Raw genomic sequence first — 19228 nt, 5'->3', positions numbered from 1 at the left:
CCCCTATGCGCACCACACCATGCAGTCAGTATGTCGCATTTCTGATCAATACAGCGCACAAAGGGCTTTCTTGAACTATACAACTGCCGCGAAAGAAAACAAATTTCCAAAAATCAGCGACTTTGTAGATTTTGCGTGCTTCCCGGGTCTGAACATCCAGACCCGGGGCACCCAACTGCAGGGATTGGTTGAAACGTGTCTACCTAGCCTCTGCTCTCTGCTCTTAAAACTGCAGACGACGCAGAAAGGCAGGAACATCCAGGTCACGCTGCTGCTCAGTCTCCGCGGCTTCCGTAAAGAGCGCACCGGCAGGCGGCTCCGAGGGCAGTTCAACCCGCACCTCGTTGCGCAGGACGGGAGGAAACTCGGGCGCGTAGTCGTGCGCGGGAGGAATCGGCTCCTGCCTGGCCTCTATGAAGGACTGAGCCTCAGGCATCTGTGATCTGAAGACGGGCTCTGGGGCAGGCTCGGGCGCTGCTTCCAGTACAGCCACCGCGCTGGAGGCAACTGTTTCAGCAACCGCTTCCTCCGTAGCCTGTACGCCGACCTGCTGGACCGAAGCAGACAGCGTCTCATCCTCACTCTGGAAGCGCGCCAGCGGAAGCGCGGGAAGCGCAGGCTCCTCGACAACCCAGTTTTCCGTGCTGAGCACAGGCACCGAGACGATGGGCGTATCTTCCACGCTGAGCATGCGGGCGCGACGTTCGGGCATCTGTTCGCGGAAGCCGGTGGCAATGACGGTGATCTTGACCTCTTCGCCCATCTTCTCGTCGAGCACTGCGCCAAAGATGATGTTGGCATCTTCGTGCGCGGCCGTCTGAATCAACGACGAAGCCTCGTTGACCTCGCTCAGCTTGAGCGAGCTGGAACCGGTGATGTTGATCAGAATGCCGCGTGCGCCATCGATTGCGCCTTCTTCCAGCAGCGGCGAAGCCATGGCGGCCTGCGCAGCCTCAGCGGCGCGGCTGGCACCAGCGCGAACCGCCGTACCCATCACCGCGTATCCCATACCGGCCATGGTCGTCTTCACGTCGGCAAAGTCGCGGTTGATGATGCCGGGGATGGTGATGATGTCGGAAATACCCTGCACGCCCTGACGCAACACATCGTCGGCGATGCGGAAACTCTCAAAGAAGCCAGCGTCCTTGGCAACCGCCAGCAGCTTCTCATTGGGAATCACGATCATGGTGTCGACGCTCTCGATCAGCTCCTTCAATCCACGATCCGACTGCGCCATGCGGCGCTTGCCTTCAAAGGTAAAAGGCTGGGTCACCACGGCCACGGTCAGAATGCCCATCTCACTGGCCAGCGAAGCAATCACCGGAGCAGCTCCGGTGCCCGTGCCACCGCCCAGACCGGCGGTGACGAAGACCATGTCAGCGCCTTCGAGGGCTTCAATAATCTTTTCGGAATCTTCCAGCGCCGCGCGGCGGCCCACATCAGGATTTGCGCCCGCGCCCAGGCCCGAAGTCAAACGCACGCCCAGCTGCAGCTTTACCGGAGCCTGCGAAAGCTTGAGCGCCTGCACATCGGTATTGGCGGCAATGAACTCCACGCCTTCCATGCGGGCCTGAATCATGCGATTGACAGCATTGCCACCGCCGCCACCCACGCCAATCACCTTGATGCGCGCACCGCGCGGTGGCTGTTCGTGGTATTGAATCCGCATCTCTCCGGCTTCGTTGTTGTCGTGTTCCATCGTCGTTTGGCCCTCCTGATTCAGACCGGCGTTGCCGTAATCCATTTCTATGGTTTCACAGTTTTGCAGCACGCAAGTGTGAAAGCGTTTCAATATCCCGATGCAAGCATGGAACGCAGGCGCGAACGCAGGCTGCGCGACTCTGCCTCACGTGAATTGCGGGTGCGCTGCACGTAAAGCAGTGTACCAACCGCCGTAACCCAGGATGGCTGAATCAGCTCGCCCGGCATCTGCGAAAGCCGCACCGGCAAACCAATGCGGGCCGGTACACGCAAATAGCTTTCAACCACATCCAGCATGCCAGCTAACTGCGCTCCGCCGCCGGTCAGCACACAGCCCGCACCCAGCGCATCCACTACGCCGCCCTGCCGCAGGCTCTCCTTCACGTAATACATCAGCTCACGGGCGCGCGGTTCAAGAATCTCGGCCAGCATGCGCAAACGCAGCATCTGCGGCTGCGGGTTGTTGATTTCAATCTCGGACTGCTGGGGCACCGCTGTAACAACCGCGTTGCCGTACTGCTTCTTCAGCTCCTCGGCCTGCTGCACCGGCATCTGCAGGCCCACAGCCAGATCGTTGGTAAAGTGCATGCCGCCAATGGGCACCGAGGCCGTATGCACCACGGCGCTCTCAAAGAAGACGATCAGATCGCTCGAATGCGAACCGATGTCGAGCAGGCAAACACCCAGCTCACGCTCATCGGCTGAGAGCGTACTCTCAGCGGCGGCAATCGACTCCAGCACCGCTTCACTTACTTCGAGTCCGGCGCGATTGGAGCAGGTGACCACGCTCTGCAGCGCGGAAGCCGAGCAGGTGGCAATGTGCAGATCGACCTCCAGCCGCGTGCCCACCATACCCACCGGATCGAAGATGCCGGGCTGCTCATCGAGGATGAACTGGCGATGCAGCAAATGCAGAAACTCGCGGTCCGGAGGACGTTCCACGGCACGGGCACGCTCAACGGCCGTACGCACGTCGTCGCGGGTGATTTCGCGCATGCGGTTGCCCAGCTCAAAGCCGCCATTGGTGTTCAGTCCACGCACGTGCGGACCACCAATGCTGATGGCACACTCGTCAATATTCAGCCGCGAAACGCGCTCAGCAGCCTCGCTGGCGGCGCGTATCGCCTTGGCAGCCGGAGCCAGTTCGCTGATGAGCCCCTTGCGCATACCCGCCGACTCAACCACGCCGTGACCGCGGTAGCGCAACGCACCCTCCTGCAGTTCAGCGGCCAGCACCCGCGTGCAAGCACTGCCTACATCGAGCGAAACAATCAGGTTTTCCTGCTTCTGACTCATGCGTTACTGACCCTCCACCGCAAGACCCACCGTGTTCGACACAGCAGGATGGTTCTTGTCTGCACTCAGCGCGGCATGATGCTGCGCCGCATCATGCTTCTTCTGCTGCTCCAGCCGCAATTGCTCCACACGCGCCTTGTCTGTCTGTGTAGTATGCGCCTGACGGGGATTGTTCTTGCCCTCCGCAACCGCCGGATGCGCCTTGTTGCCGTGGGCGGCGGCCGATGCAGCGCTGACCTTCTGCTTGCCCGCGTCTGTCTTACGTGCGGTGGTAGTGCTGTTCTTTGCGTCCTTTACGCCGGCCTTGGCCGTTCCCGCATGATTCTTCGCATCCTTGCTGTTCGCAGCGCCTTTGGCATTTTCCTTGGTTACGTTCTTGTCCGAGGTTTTGTTCTTCTCGGCGCTCTTGGCTGCCTTGTTGGCAGCTACCGGAGCTGCACTCTGCTGCGATGGCTTTGCGGATGGAACAGCGGCTGACGCGGCGGCATCGGTGGGAGGCGGCGGATTCGTCGCGGCACTGCCCATCTTCAGCACCATCTGATCGTCATAGCGCAGGTCAACACCGGCCAGCTGCGGATATTGCTGCCGCCATTCGCTGATGTGCGCCTTGTAGCGCTGGAAGCGCTCCATGAAGTGGTCTTCGCCCAACTCGGCCGTCACGTCGGAGCCCTGCTCGATCAGCTTTACCCGGGCATTTTCCGGATTAGACAGATCGACCTCGGAAAGCTGCTCGCTGTTGTGCTGATTGTTGGCATCCAGTTCGGCAATCATCCTTACATAAACGGCCATACGCTGACGGCGAGCATCGGCGCTATCGCCCGGATTCAGCCCTGTAACCACTGGAAACGAGTAATGATGCCCGGCCATATCGGCAGCCGACATGGTCAGCAACACACCGTCGCCATCCACTAAACCGGTCTGCTGGCCAATCTGCGTAAAAGCCACCGGCTTGCGCTCGACCACAGTCACACGCAGCTGATCGGGCAGCACCCGCATTACGGTGGCGTGCTCAATCCAGGGAATCTGCTCCAGTTCGCGCTTGCGTTCGTCCAGATGAACGAAAAAGATGTTCTTGCCAATGTCTTCGCCAAAGACCGGCAGAAGATCCGCGCGGCTGGCCTCGGTCAGTCCCGTGGCCTGAATATTGGAGGTTCCGGCAATGCGAAATCCATTGGCATGCTCAAGATAGGTGCGCAGCGCCAGACCGCCCGCCGTCAGGCCACCGAGCACCGTCAACGCACCCAGGGCTAGCAGCGCACGGCCCCAGTTGGACTGCGGACGCCACCAGGGCCTCTGCGGCGCATCCCCGTCCCGGCTCCCGGTCCAGCGTTTGCCCCACTCCGGGCGCACGACCGCTCCGGCTTCATCCTCCGGGGATGCGCCGTCGGCTTGAGACAGACGAGGGCTTACACGGGCCCGTGCCTGCGCCTTGCGGCGAACAGGGGGCTCCGTGGGCTGTTCATCCTCCCAGGTTGGAGGTCGATTTGTGGTGCTGCCAAGATTCATCACGCCCGAGCAAGGTCGTGAGAGTCGCCAGATTCCACTATATCCCGCGCCTTCGTTGCTTTTTCCGCAGGCTTTCGCAGGGGAATCCGCGGGGTTACGGGAGAACAGCGATCCTGGGACAGGGAAGAGAAAGTGGGAACCATGAACTGTGCCGGATGGAACAAAAGACGGATTTTTGCTGTTAATATGCTTTGCGTAATACGCGTAACGTTATATTCTTGTCTTGCATGATCCAAAGCTTCAGGGACGAAGCGGCACGGGATCTCTTCGAGAAGGGATTCAGTCGGCAATGGGCGGCAAATCAGCCCATTGCCCTGCGCAAGCTCGATCAACTTGAAGCTGCACTTTTGCTCGCCGAGTTGCGCATTCCACCCGGAAACAGGCTGGAAGCCCTGCAGGGAGATAGAGCCGGGCAGCACAGCATCCGCATCAACAACCGTTACCGCATCTGCTTTGTCTGGAAGAACGACGGAGCGCACGACGTTGAAATCGTGGACTACCACTAGAAGGAGCACTTCCATGACGATTGAGCGGCCCACAACCGGCTGGAATCTTGAACGGGTTAGCACGCATCCGGGCCAGATGCTGCAGGAAGAGTTTCTGGCACCACATGGAATCTCGCAGAACGCGCTGGCGCTGGCCATCCGTGTTCCCGCCACGCGGATTGGGGAGATTGTGCATGGCCGCCGCGCCATCACGCCGGACACAGCCCTGCGTCTGGCCCGCTTTTTTGGCACCAGCCCGGAGTACTGGCTGAACCTGCAGCAGGCGCATGATCTTTCCAAGGCCCGCCTGGAGCAGGGTGCGACCATCGAACGCGACGTCCACACCTGGTCAGCGGCGTAAAACAGGCTAATCGCTACTTCCCTTCCAGCGCGGCCAAAACCTGCGGGCCCAGCTGGCTGACGTTGCCTGCGCCCAGCGTAAGCACCAGATCGCCGGGAGCGGCCTCCACCTGAATGGCGGCGATAGCGGCTGGAAAATCAGCCACATAACGGGCCTTGGGCGACTCGATGGATGCCGCCAGCAGCTCGCCGCTCACGCCCTCAATGGGCTGCTCGCTGGCAGCATAGATGGGCAGAACCGCCAACGTGTCGGCGTCGGCAAATGCTCCGGCAAAGTCGGCCATCAGGTCGCGGGTGCGGGAGTAGCGGTGGGGCTGAAAAACCACATGGATGCGGTTGTAACCGCACTCACGGGCTGCGGCCAGAGTGGCGCGAATCTCGGTGGGATGGTGGCCGTAATCGTCCACCACGGCAATGCCCCGGGCCACGCCGCGCTGCTGAAAGCGACGATCAACCCCGCGGAAGTGATTGAGTCCGGAGGCAATCTTCTCCGACGGCACGCCAAGCTGGTCTGCAATGGCCACGGCCGCCGTAGCGTTCAGAACGTTGTGACGCCCGGGCACATGCAGCTCAAAGGGCCCTAGAACGCGATCCTCCCGCACTACTTGGAAGCGGGCAAAACGGCCCTCAGGGGTAGCGAGCAACTCCAGACGATAGTCGGCCTCGGAATCCAGTCCGTAGGTAAACAAGCGACGGCGGACGCGAGGCAGAATCGGCTTCAGCAGCGGATTGTCAATGCAAACCGTGGCCGCGCCGTAGAACGGCAGGCGGTTGATGAACTCCAGAAAGACATTCTCAACGTCAGCCATGTCGTGGTAGCAGTCCATGTGCTCGCGGTCGAGGTTGGTCACGACGGCCAGAATCGGCGACAGCTTCAGGAAGGAGCGGTCGCTCTCGTCGGCCTCGGCCACCAGATACTGCGTGGTACCCAGACGGGCGTTGGAGCCAAGCGCGTCCACGCGGCCGCCCACCACTACCGTCGGATCGAGCCCGCCCGCCGTCAGCACCGCCGCCACCATGGAAGTAGTGGTGGTTTTGCCGTGCATGCCGGCAATGGCAATGCCGTACTTGAGGCGCATCAACTCAGCCAGCATCTCGGCCCGCTGAATTACGGTGATCTTGCGGGCGTGGGCCTCAACGACTTCAGGGTTATCCCGGCTCACGGCCGAGCTGGTGACAACGACTGTTGCGCCCTCTATGTTGGCCGCGTTGTGGCCCTCGTAGATGGTGGCGCCCAGCTTTTCCAGACGGTCGGTAACGGGGCCGCGGCGCAAGTCGGAGCCGGAGACCTTCATGCCAAGGTTGAGCAGAATCTCGGCAATACCGCTCATGCCGATGCCGCCAATGCCAATAAAGTGTGCGTGCTGTGAGGTTGCAAACATGGTGGGTAAGCATCAACTTTACCACTGAGAGCGGCTCTGCGGCGCAGGTCAAAGCATGGATAGAACCCGGCAAAGGGCGGAAAGTTGCGCAAAATTATTTTTCAAAACTTTTCGCAACATTCTCATACGGCAGTGTTTAGACAAGACATAACGGCGGCAATCTCACTCACGAGAGACTCCGGGAAGAGAAAAAGCCAGCCGCCAGGAGGAGCGTTATGACAGGCATGAAGAACTGGATGCTGGGTGCGGCGATGGTGGCAGGTGCAGCAGCGCTGGGAACGGTTCCGGCACAGGCCGCCGAATTTGGAATCTATGTACGCGGACCAGTGGCCTATGTGCCCCCTTGTCCCGGTCCGGATTACGCCTGGAGCGCTGGTTACTACACCAACGGCTACTGGATTCCCGGACGCTGGGAGTTCCGTGGGCACCATGGCCCGGATCGCATTATCGTACGGGAACGCCCCGTGCCAATGGACCGCCCGCATGGCTTTGAGCGCGGCCGGGGCCGCTGGTAAAGGCTCCAACTGAACTAAAAATGCACAAAATGCGCCGGTCGAAGACTCATTTTGACCGGCGCACGCATCTAAACTGCAGACAGGATGAAATGCCTGCCCCGGCTGGACGGGAGAATCTTTTCCACACCGGCCGCAACTAATTTCGAGTTGGGTTGTTTGAAGAGATAGAGGCTGGACCGGAAAACACCCGATCTAGCAACTGGCCGGACCAAGGAGAAGATCGCCTGTGGAGTTTCCCGCAGGCTTCCGGCGGCAAAGGAGGAGATCATGCGGCGAGTTTCCCTGTTTTTGATTGCGTTTGCCCTGATGCTGGGGATTTCAACCCAGGCCAAGGCCCAGGTGTTCGTGGGTGTAGGCGTGGGACCGGCCGTAGCAGCCGTGCCGTACGACCCTTACTACTACGACAATGCCTACTATGCGCCAACCTGCGATTGGGGTTACTACTCCTACTACCCTTATGCCTGCGCCCCCTACGGCTACTACGGACCGGAATGGTTCGAAGGCGGCATCTTCATCGGTGCTGGCCCCTGGCGTCACTGGGGCGGCGGTCGTTATGGATGGGGCGGTCGCGGCGGCTATGTGGGACGCGAAGGCTATGCGGGGCGCGCAGGGTATGCGGGCGGCCAGCGCGGCTACGGCGGCTACGGCGTACATTCCTTCAATGGCAGCAACGGCGGAGCAAACTCCTATAGAGGCAATGCGGGAGTGTCTTCCGGCGGCCAGCGCGGCGGTGAAAGCTACGGTGGCAGCACCCACAGCTTCTCCAGCGGCGGAGGTCGTGGTGGTAGCTTCGGCGGTGGTGGAGGCTTCGGCGGTGGGGGTGGTGGCCACATGGGCGGTGGCGGCGGCGGAGGTCACCGCTAAACCTCACATCTGAAAGATTGCAAAAGGACCCGGCAGCTTCGGCTGCCGGGTTTCTTTTTGCTCTACTTCTGAATTACGCCTATTTGCCAGCGGCCAGCGTGGCCAACCGTGCGGCAATGCGCTCGGCGGCGTCTGGATGGGCCAGCGTGCGGGCCTGCTTGCCCATCGCGGCCAACTTGGCCGGATCGCCCAACAGACCGGTAAGTGCTGCCAGCAGACGGCCTTCCCCGGCCAGATCGGTTTCTTCCAGCATCACGGCCGCTTGCGCGGCCACCATCGCCTCGGCGTTGCGCTTCTGATGCCCATCGGCGGCAGCGGCAAAGGGAACCAGCAGCGCAGGCTTGCCCGCCGCAGCCAACTCGGCCACGGTAGACGCGCCCGAGCGGGCCACGACCAGATTGGCGCGGGCAAAGCTGGCCGCCATGTCGTTGATGAAGGGCTGCACACTCCAGCGGGCGGGATCGGCTCCCGTAGCCAGATAGGCGGCTGCAGTCGTCTCAGCATGGCGCGCCCCGGCCTGATGCAGCACGGTCAGCCCCGGAACAGCTTCCAGCAATTTAGCCACCACCAACGGAAGATTCTGATTCAGAATGCGCGCCCCCTGCGATCCGCCAAAGATGAGCAGATGCGGCGGCTGACCGGCGGGCGGCTGCGGCAGGTGGAAGAACTCCGGACGGACGGGAATGCCGGAAACCTCGCAATGATTGAACCAACGGCTGGCAGCCTCGAAGTTGACGGCGGCGGCCTGCACGCGTTTGCCCACCAGACGGTTGGCCATGCCCGGCATGGCATTGGGTTCAAAGACCATGGTGGGCAGCTTCAGGCTGAGCGCGGCGGCCATGGCCGGACCGGAGGCGTAGCCACCCACGCCAAAAACCACCTGCGGCTGGAACTCACGGAGAATCTTGCGGCAGTCGAAAATGGCTGCGGGCAGGCGCAGCAGGGTACGCAGGCGGGTGGCCAGCGAGACGCTGTTGAGCGGCCCCACCTGAATCAGGCGCAGAGCAAAGCCCGCCTCGGGAACCAGACGGCTCTCCATGCCACGGTTGGTGCCCACAAAGAGCACTTCGGCCTGAAAGTTGGCCACCAGCTGACGCGCCACGGCCAGTGCGGGAATAATGTGTCCGCCGGTGCCTCCGCCGGCGATAAGAAGGCGCAGATTTGCCACAGGAATTACCTTTCTACGTCCGCAAAGCGCCCAGTCGCTGACCGCGTACTTGCGAACCTCAACCTTTGTGATTTCCCAGCTCCCAAAAGCAGGACCTAGGGCCTTTTGCCGGGGCTGAACAGGCTGTTACAAAACTCATTGCGGAGGGAGGCGAGGGTTTTAACCCTCGCAAAAAGCCCCGGTGCATGAGTAAGGGCTTTAGCCCTGGGAACAATTCTGCTCAAGTTTGCATAAATTCAGACCTTTTTCATAGCCTGTTTTTCCGCAAGCATTGTGTGTACAGGAGAAATGCCCGTGCCTGAAGGCACGTTTTCGACCTGCATTCTTCGGGGGCATGAATGCCCCCGAAGAATGCAGGAACGAATTTCCGCAGCCCGTAAAACCGTATTCATTCCAAGAAAAAACGCCTGGATTCACTCCGTCTTGCGGGTGATGTTCAGCAAAATTCCGATGCAAGCCAGCGTAGTAAACAGCGAAGTGCCACCTGACGAGATGAGCGGCAGCGGAATGCCCTTGGCGGGCACCAGCGACAGAACCACGCTCATGTTGAAGAAGGCCTGCAGCAGAATGCTCGTAGTCAGGCCAAAGGCCACCATGCGGGCAAAGGGATCCTGCGCGCGGAAGGCCGCCCGCAGCCCGCGCCAGCCGAAGACGGCAAACAGCAGCAGGATGAACATGGCACCCACAAAGCCTAACTCCTCGGCAATGTTGGCGTAGATGAAGTCGGTCCAGGCCTCGGGCAGATAGAAAAGCTTCTGCACGCCCTCCATGTAGCCGCGCCCGGTCAGCCCGCCGGTTCCCACCGCAATCAGCGACTGATAGATGTGAAAGCCCGCACCACTCGGATCGGCTTCGGGATTGAGGAAGACCTTGACGCGCTTGAGCCGCCAGCTGACGAAGAAGAGCAGGCAGGCCAGCACCGGCAACGTCACCAGAGCCGCTCCCCACACGTACTTCCAGTCCATACCGGCCAGAATCAGCAGCATGGCAGTCACACCCGCCAGCACCAGAGCCGTGCCCAAATCAGGCTGCTTGACCACCAGCAGCACAAAGACTCCGGGAATGACCGCCGCCCGCAGCAGGGTGTTCTTCCAGTCCTGCATGGCGTCCAGCTTGGACTGCAGAAACCAGGCCAGAAACAGGACCACGGCGGGCTTAGCCAGCTCCGAAGGCTGAAAGGTGAAGAGGCCGCCAAAGCGGATCCAGCGGTGGGTGTTGTGCGAATCGGGAAAGAAGAAAACCGCGATCAGCAGCAGGGTACTGACGCACAGAATGGGATAGATGAAGCGCGGCGAGTTATAAACCGTGTGGTCCACGCGCATGAGTGCCAGCATGGCGATTACGCCCGCCAGAGCCCATCCGGCCTGACGGCCAGCATAGGCAAACTCGCTGTGGTAACGCTCCTGCGCCACCACAGCGGAAGCGGAAAAGACCATCGCCAGGCCAACGACGACCAGCAGCAATGTGACGAAAAAGAGCCACTTGTCGACGCCCACCCGTGCGGCCATGCTTAGCGGCTCCTGCGCTCTGCAACCAGCTCTTTGAAGACGCGGCCGCGATGTTCGTAGCTCTTGAACTGATCAAAGCTGGAGCAGGCCGGAGCCAGCACCACAACCTCGCCGGGCACTGCGGCAGCCGCAGCCGCTTCCACAGCACGCTCCAGCGTCTGGCAGGAGTGCAGCGCAATCACGCCTTTCAGATGCGACTCTATCTTCTCGGCTGCGGTACCAATCGTATACACAGCCTTGACGCGTTCTTTCAGCAGCGCGGAAAGCGTGGTGTAGTCCGAGCCCTTGTCCTTACCGCCCAGTATCAGGTGAATACCGCCCGGGAAAGCCTCGATGGCTTTGGTGGTTGCGTCCACGTTGGTGGCCTTGGAGTCGTTGTAGTAGTCCACGCCGTTGATGCTGGCCACAAACTCCAGACGATGCTCCACTGCCTTGAACTGTTCGATAGCGGTGCGGATCACTTCCACTGAAGCTCCGGCGCGGCGTGCGGCAACCACGGCCGCCAGCACGTTCTCCACATTGTGCGCGCCCTTCAGAGGAATGCTGTCCACCGGCAGAATCTTCTCCACCTGCGCAGTCTTGGCATCGCGATAGACCACCCAGCCAGCATCCACCCATGCGCCCTGCTCCACCTCATCCTCGGTGCTAAACCAGTAGACCTGGGAGGATGCGCGGTGGGCGGCGTCGGCGGTGCGCTCGTTGTCGGCGTTCAGCACCAGACTGTCTTCTGCGGTCTGCGCGGCAAAGACGCGTTCCTTGGCCAGCGCGTAGTTCTCAAAGCTGTGATGGCGGTCCAGATGGTCGGGCGTAATGTTCAGAATCACGGCCACGGCGGGACGAAACTCCACCGTGCTTTCAAGCTGGAAGCTGGAAACCTCCAGCACCGACCAGCCATTCTCGACGCTGTCGGCAATCAGCTCCACCACTGGCACACCGATGTTGCCGCCCACCTGCGCGGGCTGGCCGGTGGCCTTCATGATCTCGCCCAGCAGCGAGGTGGTAGTGGTTTTGCCATTCGAGCCGGTTACGGCCAGCAGACGGCCCTTGACGTAACGTGAAGCCAGCTCCAGTTCGCCAATGATCGGGCGGCCCAGCGCCCGGGTCTGCACCAGCTCCGGAGTATCGAGCGGCACGCCGGGGCTGACCACGATCAGATCCTGACGGCGGAAGGTCATAATGCCGTGCCCACCGGCCTCCACCATGATTCCGGCCTCGATCAGCATGGGGATTTCGCGGGCCAGCGACTCAGCGCTGCGCGTATCGCTCACCGTCACCTGTGCGCCCTGCTTGCGCAGAAACAACGCAGCCGCCAGACCGGATTTGCCCAGGCCCACAACCAGAACTTTTTTGCCCTTCAGATCCATGATTGGGTTCAGCATCGGAAAAAATCTACCTCTCCGGGTCCGCGGCCTGGTTTGGCCGCAAGACTCCATTGTGCAACGCGGCGGGCTCGCCGCAACCAGTATTTATCGCAGTTTCAGCGTGGTGAGTGCAAACAGTGCAAACACCAGAGCCGCAATCCAGAAGCGCGCAATCACCTTTGACTCGCGCCAGCCAAGCTGCTCAAAGTGGTGGTGCAGCGGAGCCATCTTGAAGATACGCTTGCCGTTGCGCAGTTTATAACTGCCCACCTGCAGAATCACCGAAAGCGCTTCCAGAATGAAGATGCCACCAATGAAGGGCAGCAGCAGCTCCTGACGAATGAGGATGGCCACCGTGCCGATGGCTCCGCCCAGCGCCAGCGAACCCACATCACCCATGAAGACCTCAGCCGGGTGGGCGTTATACCAAAGAAAGCCGATGGAAGCGCCCACCATGGAGCCGCAGAAGACCGTCAACTCGGCCACCTGCGGCATGCGGCGCAGTTCCAGATAGTCGGCAAACATCACGTGGCCGCTCACGTAAGTCAGCACCGTCAGCGCCCCGGCGGCAATGATGGTGCAACCGATCGCCAGACCGTCCAAACCATCGGTCAGATTCACGGCATTCGACGAGCCCACCAGCACCAAGGCCACCCAGATGACAAAGGGAAGAAAAGCCAGCAGCCCCAGTCCGGGGATCGTCGCCGGCCACAGGTGCCAGAGCAGGTCCGGCCGCCAGTTCTTGAGGAAGGGCACGGAAAGCTGCGTGGAGAAGAGCCGGAACTGCTCCAGAACGATGAGCGCAACGGCCACCAGCACGGCTGCCAGACACTGGCCGAGCATCTTGGCGCGGGCCGTCAGACCCAGGCTGCGCTTTTTCACCACCTTGATGTAGTCGTCGGCAAAACCCACCGCGCCAAAGGCAAGCGTGGAAAAGACCGTAATCCAGACGAAGGGATTGGCCGGGTCCGACCAGAGCAGCGTGGGCAGCAGAATGGCAATGCAGATAAGCACGCCGCCCATCGTCGGCGTACCCGACTTCTTCAGATGCGACTTGGGCCCGTCCTCACGCACGTACTGGCCGATCTGGAACTCACGCAGCTTCTGAATCACCCACGGACCGATGAACAGCGCGATCAAAAGCGCCGTCAGAGAGGCGAAGGCCGTCCGGAAGGTCAGATAGCGGAAGATGCGGAACGGATGAAAAAACGGAAAGAGCTTTTCGTAGAGCAGCCAGTAAAGCAAGGGGCCTCCAAGCCGGATTGGGGCGGATTATCACCCTGATTCTACTAGGCGGAGGCGGTCAGATGTTGTGGATTTGGCGCATCGGTCCCGCCTGGGGGGAAGCATTCAGCTCGGGCGGCGGCAAAGGCAACCCCGCTCCTGCGAGCTGAGACCCGTTCATGCAGCGAAGAAGACGGCGGGGGAAACACTGAAGCGGCGGCTCAGCTGCTCAATATGCGTTGCGTTCAGCTTGCGTTTGCCGCGCAGAACCTCGGAAACCACGCTCTCACCGCCCAGTTCCGCCGCTATATCGCGCTGCTTCAGCCCGTGGCGCTCCAGCAGAAAACGCAGAACTTCGGCAGGCTCGGCTTCCGGCAATCTGGCCTGCTCTTCCTCGTAGCGCTCGATCAGCAGCGTCAGCAACTCAATGGCTTCCACCTGCGCGGGCGTTGGATCGGGCTCTGCGGTGAGCTTGAAAAGTGCTTTGGTGTAGGCCGCAAGCTGCTCGTCATTGCGGATCAGATGAGGCGCTCCGCGCTCGATCATCCTGGCCGGGTTTGCTAATAAAACTGTAGCCATTCCGCCCTCCGTTTGGGGGTCATTGCCGACCAGCGGTCGTAGTCCTTGTGCGTCAAAAATCTGCCGATGAACACATGCCCGGGCGTCAGCTTTCCCGCGATCTGCTTGGCATAGTGCACGGCAACGATCAAGCGGTAACGATTGTGACGGAGATTGAAGACAACAAAACCGTCCACATTGTCAGCATCAGGAAAAGTGGCGTGCAACTCGTTGAAGTTTTGCCAACGGACAAGCCGTACGATCCTGATCCAGGCCCCGATTTCGATGGCCGCCTCACGGTATTCTTCGGCAGCCTGCTGCAATCGCTTGATCGTGCGATATGCATGGCTCCAGGCTACTTCGCAATTTGCGAAGAGTCAAAGAAGAATACGAACCGGATCTTTTCCTGCATCCCAGCCCGCTCTGGCCCGGCGGACAGCTAGATCCCGCTGCGGCCAGCACTGAATTTACTGATTTGTCATCGGATGGCCATGCGGCTGTAATCGTAACGTTAGCGATCCATATTAGGCTAAGGGCGTACCATCGCTGGGTGCATGTAAGCCTTGATGAACACGTGTACATCAAGGGGTTATGCTACCGGCGGCCTACTTGAAAGCAGAGAGGACCGTTCATGAAGACTCCCCACTGGAGACTCGCCCCCCTAGTTGCTCTGTTCCTTGTATTCTCAGCCATCACGGCTTCGGCGGCTTCGGTCGATGTGGCCACCATTCAGAAGTACGCTCCCACCATCTATCTAAACGCCTACGAAAACAACCGTCCCACCGACGTGCTCACCTTCCTGTCCAAAAGCAGCCTGGTCGATGCAAGCGGCAACGTCATCGCGGCCACCGCAACACCGGCCATCCTTGCCGCCAACACTTCATCGACCAACTATATGGTTCCCGCCGATGGCGTCTACCCCTCTTCTTCCGACGAGTTCGAGACCGGAGTAGCACCCGCCGCCTCCGGCACCAGCGGACTCGGCAAAGTTACGGCCCCGATCTACGTCAAAGTCGTCGATTACGGGAGCTACGTCGACATCAAGTACTTCATGTTCTATACCTGGAATGGCTTTCAGGCCTTCCGTGTAGGCGTGCTCTCCGGTGTGACCACGACCCCGTACAACTTTGACTGGGCGCAGTTCGCCCTGCACTACGGCGACTGGGAACACGTAACGGTCCGGCTCAGCGAAGACCTTTCCACCGTCAAGGGTGTGTTTTTCAGTGAGCATCACGACAGCGCCTGGGTCACCAACCCGACGTTCAGCGGCACGCATCCCATTATTTACGCCGGCTGGAACAGCCACGCCAACTATCCGACCTCGGGCATTCAGGTCAACGACACCATTCTCAACTCGCCCGGCGTCATTCCTGTTAGCTGGATCAAGGTCGTCGACGTTACCGACAACTCCGGCAACTTCGCGGTCTACCACACGCCCAGCACTTTTTATGCGAATGGCCTGATCTGGACGCCGTGGTCCGACACCAGCAACCTGGTACTTCTGGATAGCGACCCGGTTGCCGCCGAATGGCTGGCCTTCAACGGACAGTGGGGACCCACTGTGACCGAAACCATCGATTATCCGCCCACCAGCATACCCAGCGCCGCCCGCACGGAGCTTTATACCCTGGCCAAAACGGCCAGCGTCCTGAATCTGCTTTCCAGCTACACCGCGGAGAGCGGTCCCAACGGCCCGGAAGCCGTGGACTGGGACGACTCCAAGGAACCGTCCGAATAAGCATAGAAAAATGCGGCAGAGAGAGTCTCTGCCGCACCGGAATTGTTGCTGACCTCCCGCCATCCGTATAGGACGGCGGGAGGTTTTTCTTTACCCCAGAAACATGCCCGCGATGGATGCGGAGATGAGGTTAGCCATGGTTCCGGCCAGCATGGCGCGGATGCCGAGCTTGGCCAGATCGTTGCGGCGCTCCGGCACCAGTGCGCCGATGCCGCCGATCTGCATGCCGATGGAACCGAGGTTGGCGAAGCCGCACAGGGCAAAAGTACCGATGGTAAACGAGCGCGGGCTGAGCGCGACCCGCTGTGCGCCCAAGCCGATATAGGCAATGACTTCGTTCAGCGCCATGCGCGTTCCCAGCAGATTGCCGATGGCGCCACAATCCTGCCACGGCACGCCGATCAACCACGCCACGGGGGCGAAGACGAAGCCCAGGATCTGGCCGAGCGAACCGGGAACCCAGTGCATGTAAGCCAGCGAATGGGTCCAGCCGAGCATGCTATCGAGCAGCGCCACCAACGCAATAAAGCTGATCAGCATGATGCCCACATTCCAGGCCAGCTTGCCGCCATCGATGGTGCCGCGGGCGATGGCTCCGATCAGGTTCTCGTCCTTGTGCTGCTCGTCCTTGGGGATAACGACCTTGCCTTCGGTGGCGGGCGTTTCGGTCTCCGGCACCAGCATCTTGGCTAGCAAAATGGTTCCCGGCGAGGTCATGATGACCGCCGCAAGCAGATGGCGGGCTTCCACACCCTGGGCAATATACATGGCCATGATGCCGCCTGAAACGTGAGCCATGCCGCTGGTCATGATGGTCATTAATTCCGAGCGCGTAGCCTTGGCCAGAAACGGACGGATGGTGAGCGGGGCTTCGGTCTGGCCCATGAAGATGCTGGCGGCCACGTTCATGCTTTCGGCACCGGAAATGCGCATGGTCTTGAGCATCGCCCAGGCCATGGCGCGGATCAGCAACTGCATCACGCCGATGTGGTAGAGCACGGCAAAAAAGGCGCTGATGAAGATGATGGTGGGCAGCACCTGAAAGGCGAAGATGGCGCCCGAAGTGCCTGCCGGCAGCATCTGGCCAAATGCGCCCGCGCCGGGCAGGCCAAGCTGGCCGAAGACCATGCTGGTGCCCTTGAAGGTACAGGCCAAAAGCTGGGTCACTACGTCGCCGGCAGCGGCCATCAGCCTCTGACCGTAGTCAAAGCGCAGCACCAGAAAGGCAAAGCTGACCTGCAGGCCCAGGCCCCAGACAATGGTGCGCCAGCGAATGCGCCTGCGGTCAGTGGAGAAGAGCCATGCGGCCAGAAGAACCGCGAAGATGCCTAACAATCCGGTGAAACGCGCCAAAACGAACTCCTTGAGGAACCAGGGCCGTGGGGCGACGGCCAGGGCTTGCGGAAGATGGTGTGGGCTGCCATGGGGAGGAAGCCCGCAGAGTCTGAAATCGGAGCCGAAGCTCAGGGATAGGAGAAGGCTAGCAGCTTGGAGCCGGAAGCGGAAAGCCTCAACCTGCCAGATGAATATGACCGGCCTGACGCAGGTACGCCTCCGCCGAGGCCCGGGTAAAGATCTGGCTGACCAACGGCACGGGCTCAGGCGGGCGGTCGGCAATCTCGATAGCGCGGCGCAGCAGCTCTTCGGCCTCGTCCAGCATGGGAGCAGTGGTGGCGTAGAGGGTAGCTATCGGCTCGCCGCGCCGCACCTGGACACCGCGCCGGGCGTGAAAGCTGATGCCAGCGTGAGGATCAACGGGCGCACCGGCCTTTTCGCGGCCCGCGCCAGTACGCTGCACGGCCCAGCCCAGGCCGGTTGTATCCATGCTGCCAATGAAACCACTCTTCCAGGCCGTCACGGTGCGGACTGCACCGGGCTGGTGAAAACCGGTCTTGTCAAAGACGCTCACATCGCCGCCCTGGGCAGCAATCATCTTCATGAAGACGGCGTGGGCTGCCCCGTCCATCAGGGCCTTTTCCGCCCGCAGATAACCAGCCTCGGCGCTGCTGGCCTCTCCGCCCAGGTGGATCATCCATCCGGCCAGAAGCAGCGAGAGCTCGCGCAGATCCTCACTCTCCGGCGGACGCTTTCCGCGCAGCAAGGCAACCGACTCCACCAGCTCGATCCAGTTTCCAGCAGCTTCGCCGAGCGGCTGGCTCATGTCGGTCATCAACGCCACGGTGCGGGTTCCCGCTGCTTCCGCAGTGGCTACCAGTAGGGCGGCTAGATAATCGGCCTCCTCACGGCTGCGTAGGAAGGCTCCCGAGCCGGTCTTTACGTCAAGCACCAGCGCATCGAGTCCGGCGGCCAGCTTCTTGCTCAATATGGATGCGCAGATCAGCCCCGGGCTTTCGACGGTCGAGGTACGGTCCCGCAGGGCATAAAGCACGCGGTCGGCCGGAACCAGTCGTGGGGTCTGGCTGACAATGGATGCGCCGCAGTGCTGGAGGACGGCTTCGAACTCATCGAGCGAGAGGGCGGTGCGGAAGCCGGGAATGGCCTCCAATTTGTCCAGGGTCCCGCCGGTGTGGCCAAGCGCCCGGCCGCTGATCATGGGAACAGCCACGCCACAGGCAGCGGCCAGCGGAGCCACCAGAAAGCTGGTTTTATCGCCCACGCCGCCGGTCGAGTGCTTGTCCACAGCGGTTTTGCCCAGCCGCTCAGGGTTGAACTTCTCGCCTGAGTCGCGCATGGCCAAGGTCAGCGCCCGGGCTTCTTCCGGCGTAAGCCCGCGCAGCCAAGCGGCCATCAGCCAAGCCGAGAGCTGTTCGAGGGGAATCGAGCCCGAGGCCGCTCCCTGCACCAGATGGGTCAGTTCGCGTTCATCGAGCGTCTCGCCGTCGCGTTTTTTGCGGATCAGGTCGACGGTATGCAGGGGAGGAAGCGTCAAAGCGGGCATCGTCAAGAATCCTCTAACAACTCTAACAACGAGGATTGATTCTAGCGCAGAGGGGGCTGATTTGTTCAGCCACGTCTCAGACAGGCTTCCCCGGGGGCAGGAATGTAGTTGCGATCCACCGCCGGTAGCTCGTTTTTGGACAGTCTTACAGCTTCATGTCAAAGGCCAGCGGCATCACCTGACTGAAGAGCATGGTGCACAGACCACTGGCGGCGGGAAAGATCAGGGGAGCATCGGGGCGGATGAACTCGGCCAGCACCTGACGGCAGGCACCGCAGGGCGGGCTGGCCGCCTGATTCAGGTTGGCGACGGCAGCAGCCTCGATGCGAACCTGGGGACCAAACTGAGAGATGGCCCGCACCAGCGCCGAGCGCTCCGCGCAGATGGTCAGCCCGTAGCTGATGTTTTCCACATTGGTGCCGGTAACGATCTCACCATTTGCGAGCAAAAGGGCCGCTCCGACCCGAAACTTCGAGTACGGACTGTAGGAGTTCCGGGCAGCGGCTAGGGCAGCCTCATATAAATGGTTCAAATCCACGGTCTGAACCGGTGCGGCAACGGTCTTCTGGGGCATGATGCAGTCTCCCGGAGTTCGAGCAGTTCTCCAGTTACGGTAAAGAAAAGCCCGCGTCGCCGAGAGGCTATTTGCTGAAGAAAGAGCCA

Annotated in this window: 18 protein-coding genes; 5 read left to right on the top strand and 13 right to left on the bottom strand. The window is 60.9% G+C overall.

Annotated features, from left to right (window positions below; all coding sequences use genetic code 11):
- Positions 1–223: 223 nt before the first annotated feature.
- The 3 genes from ftsZ to ACOBR2_RS06135 form a co-directional block, all read right to left on the bottom strand.
- A complete protein-coding gene (gene ftsZ, locus ACOBR2_RS06145) occupies positions 224–1699 on the bottom strand; it encodes a cell division protein FtsZ (RefSeq protein WP_420239984.1) in 1476 nt (491 codons plus the stop codon).
- A gap of 89 nt (positions 1700–1788) precedes the next feature.
- Entirely contained in the window at positions 1789–2997 is a 1209-nt protein-coding gene (gene ftsA / locus ACOBR2_RS06140) for a cell division protein FtsA (RefSeq protein ID WP_420239163.1), read from the bottom strand.
- 3 nt (positions 2998–3000) lie between these two features.
- Entirely contained in the window at positions 3001–4503 is a 1503-nt protein-coding gene (locus tag ACOBR2_RS06135) for a cell division protein FtsQ/DivIB (RefSeq protein WP_420239162.1), read from the bottom strand.
- Positions 4504–4730: 227 nt separating this feature from the next.
- On the opposite strand from ACOBR2_RS06135, the gene ACOBR2_RS06130 reads away from it, so the two are divergent.
- Together ACOBR2_RS06130 and ACOBR2_RS06125 are read left to right on the top strand one after the other, a co-directional pair.
- A complete protein-coding gene (locus tag ACOBR2_RS06130; RefSeq protein ID WP_420239161.1) occupies positions 4731–5009 on the top strand; it encodes a type II toxin-antitoxin system RelE/ParE family toxin in 279 nt (92 codons plus the stop codon).
- Positions 5010–5022: 13 nt separating this feature from the next.
- On the top strand, positions 5023–5349 hold the full coding sequence (locus ACOBR2_RS06125) for a HigA family addiction module antitoxin (RefSeq protein WP_420239160.1): 327 nt from the start codon (positions 5023–5025) through the stop codon (positions 5347–5349).
- 13 nt (positions 5350–5362) lie between these two features.
- Here ACOBR2_RS06125 and murC read toward each other — a convergent pair whose 3' ends face one another.
- Entirely contained in the window at positions 5363–6730 is a 1368-nt protein-coding gene (gene murC, locus ACOBR2_RS06120) for a UDP-N-acetylmuramate--L-alanine ligase (protein WP_420239159.1), read from the bottom strand.
- 215 nt (positions 6731–6945) lie between these two features.
- Between murC and ACOBR2_RS06115 the strand changes: the two genes are divergently transcribed.
- Positions 6946–7245: a hypothetical protein gene (locus tag ACOBR2_RS06115; RefSeq protein ID WP_420239158.1), complete on the top strand. Its 300-nt coding sequence runs from the start codon at positions 6946–6948 to the stop codon at positions 7243–7245.
- Between the two features lie 267 nt (positions 7246–7512).
- A complete protein-coding gene (locus tag ACOBR2_RS06110) occupies positions 7513–8109 on the top strand; it encodes a hypothetical protein (RefSeq protein ID WP_420239157.1) in 597 nt (198 codons plus the stop codon).
- A 79-nt stretch (positions 8110–8188) separates the two neighbouring features.
- On the opposite strand, the gene murG is transcribed toward ACOBR2_RS06110, so the two are convergent.
- The 6 genes from murG to ACOBR2_RS06080 all read right to left on the bottom strand — a co-directional run bounded on the left by murG (position 8189) and on the right by ACOBR2_RS06080 (position 14251).
- Positions 8189–9277 carry an undecaprenyldiphospho-muramoylpentapeptide beta-N-acetylglucosaminyltransferase gene (gene murG / locus ACOBR2_RS06105; RefSeq protein WP_420239156.1) on the bottom strand — a complete coding sequence of 363 codons (1089 nt, stop codon included), beginning with the start codon at positions 9275–9277 and terminating at the stop codon, positions 8189–8191.
- Positions 9278–9690: 413 nt separating this feature from the next.
- Positions 9691–10785, bottom strand: coding sequence for a putative lipid II flippase FtsW (gene ftsW, locus ACOBR2_RS06100; RefSeq protein WP_420239155.1), 1095 nt, complete (start codon positions 10783–10785; stop codon positions 9691–9693).
- Between the two features lie 2 nt (positions 10786–10787).
- Positions 10788–12149, bottom strand: coding sequence for a UDP-N-acetylmuramoyl-L-alanine--D-glutamate ligase (murD, locus tag ACOBR2_RS06095; RefSeq protein WP_420239983.1), 1362 nt, complete (start codon positions 12147–12149; stop codon positions 10788–10790).
- A gap of 102 nt (positions 12150–12251) precedes the next feature.
- Positions 12252–13391: a phospho-N-acetylmuramoyl-pentapeptide-transferase gene (gene mraY / locus ACOBR2_RS06090; RefSeq protein ID WP_420239154.1), complete on the bottom strand. Its 1140-nt coding sequence runs from the start codon at positions 13389–13391 to the stop codon at positions 12252–12254.
- Positions 13392–13547: 156 nt separating this feature from the next.
- The gene (locus ACOBR2_RS06085) at positions 13548–13949 is read right to left on the bottom strand and encodes a helix-turn-helix domain-containing protein (RefSeq protein ID WP_420239153.1); all 402 of its coding nucleotides are present in this window, start codon (positions 13947–13949) and stop codon (positions 13548–13550) included.
- Positions 13931–14251, bottom strand: coding sequence for a type II toxin-antitoxin system HigB family toxin (locus ACOBR2_RS06080; RefSeq protein WP_420239152.1), 321 nt, complete (start codon positions 14249–14251; stop codon positions 13931–13933). The genes ACOBR2_RS06085 and ACOBR2_RS06080 overlap by 19 nt, the downstream gene beginning before the upstream one ends.
- Positions 14252–14559: 308 nt before the next feature.
- Here ACOBR2_RS06080 and ACOBR2_RS06075 point away from each other — a divergent pair, with 308 nt between their 5' ends.
- Positions 14560–15666, top strand: a complete 1107-nt coding sequence (locus tag ACOBR2_RS06075; RefSeq protein ID WP_420239151.1) for a Vps62-related protein — start codon at positions 14560–14562, stop codon at positions 15664–15666.
- A gap of 90 nt (positions 15667–15756) precedes the next feature.
- Here the strand turns inward: ACOBR2_RS06075 and ACOBR2_RS06070 are convergent, their stop codons facing one another.
- From ACOBR2_RS06070 to cdd, 3 genes are all read right to left on the bottom strand, one after another.
- On the bottom strand, positions 15757–17019 hold the full coding sequence (locus ACOBR2_RS06070) for a NupC/NupG family nucleoside CNT transporter (protein WP_420239150.1): 1263 nt from the start codon (positions 17017–17019) through the stop codon (positions 15757–15759).
- Positions 17020–17176: 157 nt separating this feature from the next.
- On the bottom strand, positions 17177–18565 hold the full coding sequence (locus ACOBR2_RS06065) for a thymidine phosphorylase (RefSeq protein WP_420239149.1): 1389 nt from the start codon (positions 18563–18565) through the stop codon (positions 17177–17179).
- 145 nt (positions 18566–18710) lie between these two features.
- Positions 18711–19139 carry a cytidine deaminase gene (cdd, locus tag ACOBR2_RS06060; RefSeq protein WP_420239148.1) on the bottom strand — a complete coding sequence of 143 codons (429 nt, stop codon included), beginning with the start codon at positions 19137–19139 and terminating at the stop codon, positions 18711–18713.
- Positions 19140–19228: the final 89 nt, after the last annotated feature.

Origin of the sequence: Telmatobacter bradus (assembly GCF_048629425.1) — a bacterium.
GTDB classification, from domain to species: Bacteria; Acidobacteriota; Terriglobia; order Terriglobales; family Acidobacteriaceae; genus Telmatobacter; species Telmatobacter bradus.
The sequence above is the reverse complement of the archived record's forward strand: the minus strand, read 5'-3'. Positions and strand labels throughout refer to the sequence as shown.

Excerpts from the sequence above, each read along its gene's own strand:
- ACOBR2_RS06135 (WP_420239162.1), bottom strand. The coding sequence starts at position 4,503 with ATGAATCTTGGCAGCACCACAAATCGACCTCCAACCTGGGAGGATGAA.
- ACOBR2_RS06130 (WP_420239161.1), top strand. The coding sequence starts at position 4,731 with ATGATCCAAAGCTTCAGGGACGAAGCGGCACGGGATCTCTTCGAGAAG.
- murD (WP_420239983.1), bottom strand. The coding sequence starts at position 12,149 with ATGGATCTGAAGGGCAAAAAAGTTCTGGTTGTGGGCCTGGGCAAATCC.
- ACOBR2_RS06085 (WP_420239153.1), bottom strand. The coding sequence starts at position 13,949 with ATGGCTACAGTTTTATTAGCAAACCCGGCCAGGATGATCGAGCGCGGA.
- ftsA (WP_420239163.1), bottom strand. The coding sequence starts at position 2,997 with ATGAGTCAGAAGCAGGAAAACCTGATTGTTTCGCTCGATGTAGGCAGT.
- murC (WP_420239159.1), bottom strand. The coding sequence starts at position 6,730 with ATGTTTGCAACCTCACAGCACGCACACTTTATTGGCATTGGCGGCATC.
- ftsZ (WP_420239984.1), bottom strand. The coding sequence starts at position 1,699 with ATGGAACACGACAACAACGAAGCCGGAGAGATGCGGATTCAATACCAC.
- ACOBR2_RS06125 (WP_420239160.1), top strand. The coding sequence starts at position 5,023 with ATGACGATTGAGCGGCCCACAACCGGCTGGAATCTTGAACGGGTTAGC.
- ftsW (WP_420239155.1), bottom strand. The coding sequence starts at position 10,785 with ATGGCCGCACGGGTGGGCGTCGACAAGTGGCTCTTTTTCGTCACATTG.
- cdd (WP_420239148.1), bottom strand. The coding sequence starts at position 19,139 with ATGCCCCAGAAGACCGTTGCCGCACCGGTTCAGACCGTGGATTTGAAC.
- ACOBR2_RS06110 (WP_420239157.1), top strand. The coding sequence starts at position 7,513 with ATGCGGCGAGTTTCCCTGTTTTTGATTGCGTTTGCCCTGATGCTGGGG.
- ACOBR2_RS06115 (WP_420239158.1), top strand. The coding sequence starts at position 6,946 with ATGACAGGCATGAAGAACTGGATGCTGGGTGCGGCGATGGTGGCAGGT.
- ACOBR2_RS06065 (WP_420239149.1), bottom strand. The coding sequence starts at position 18,565 with ATGCCCGCTTTGACGCTTCCTCCCCTGCATACCGTCGACCTGATCCGC.
- ACOBR2_RS06075 (WP_420239151.1), top strand. The coding sequence starts at position 14,560 with ATGAAGACTCCCCACTGGAGACTCGCCCCCCTAGTTGCTCTGTTCCTT.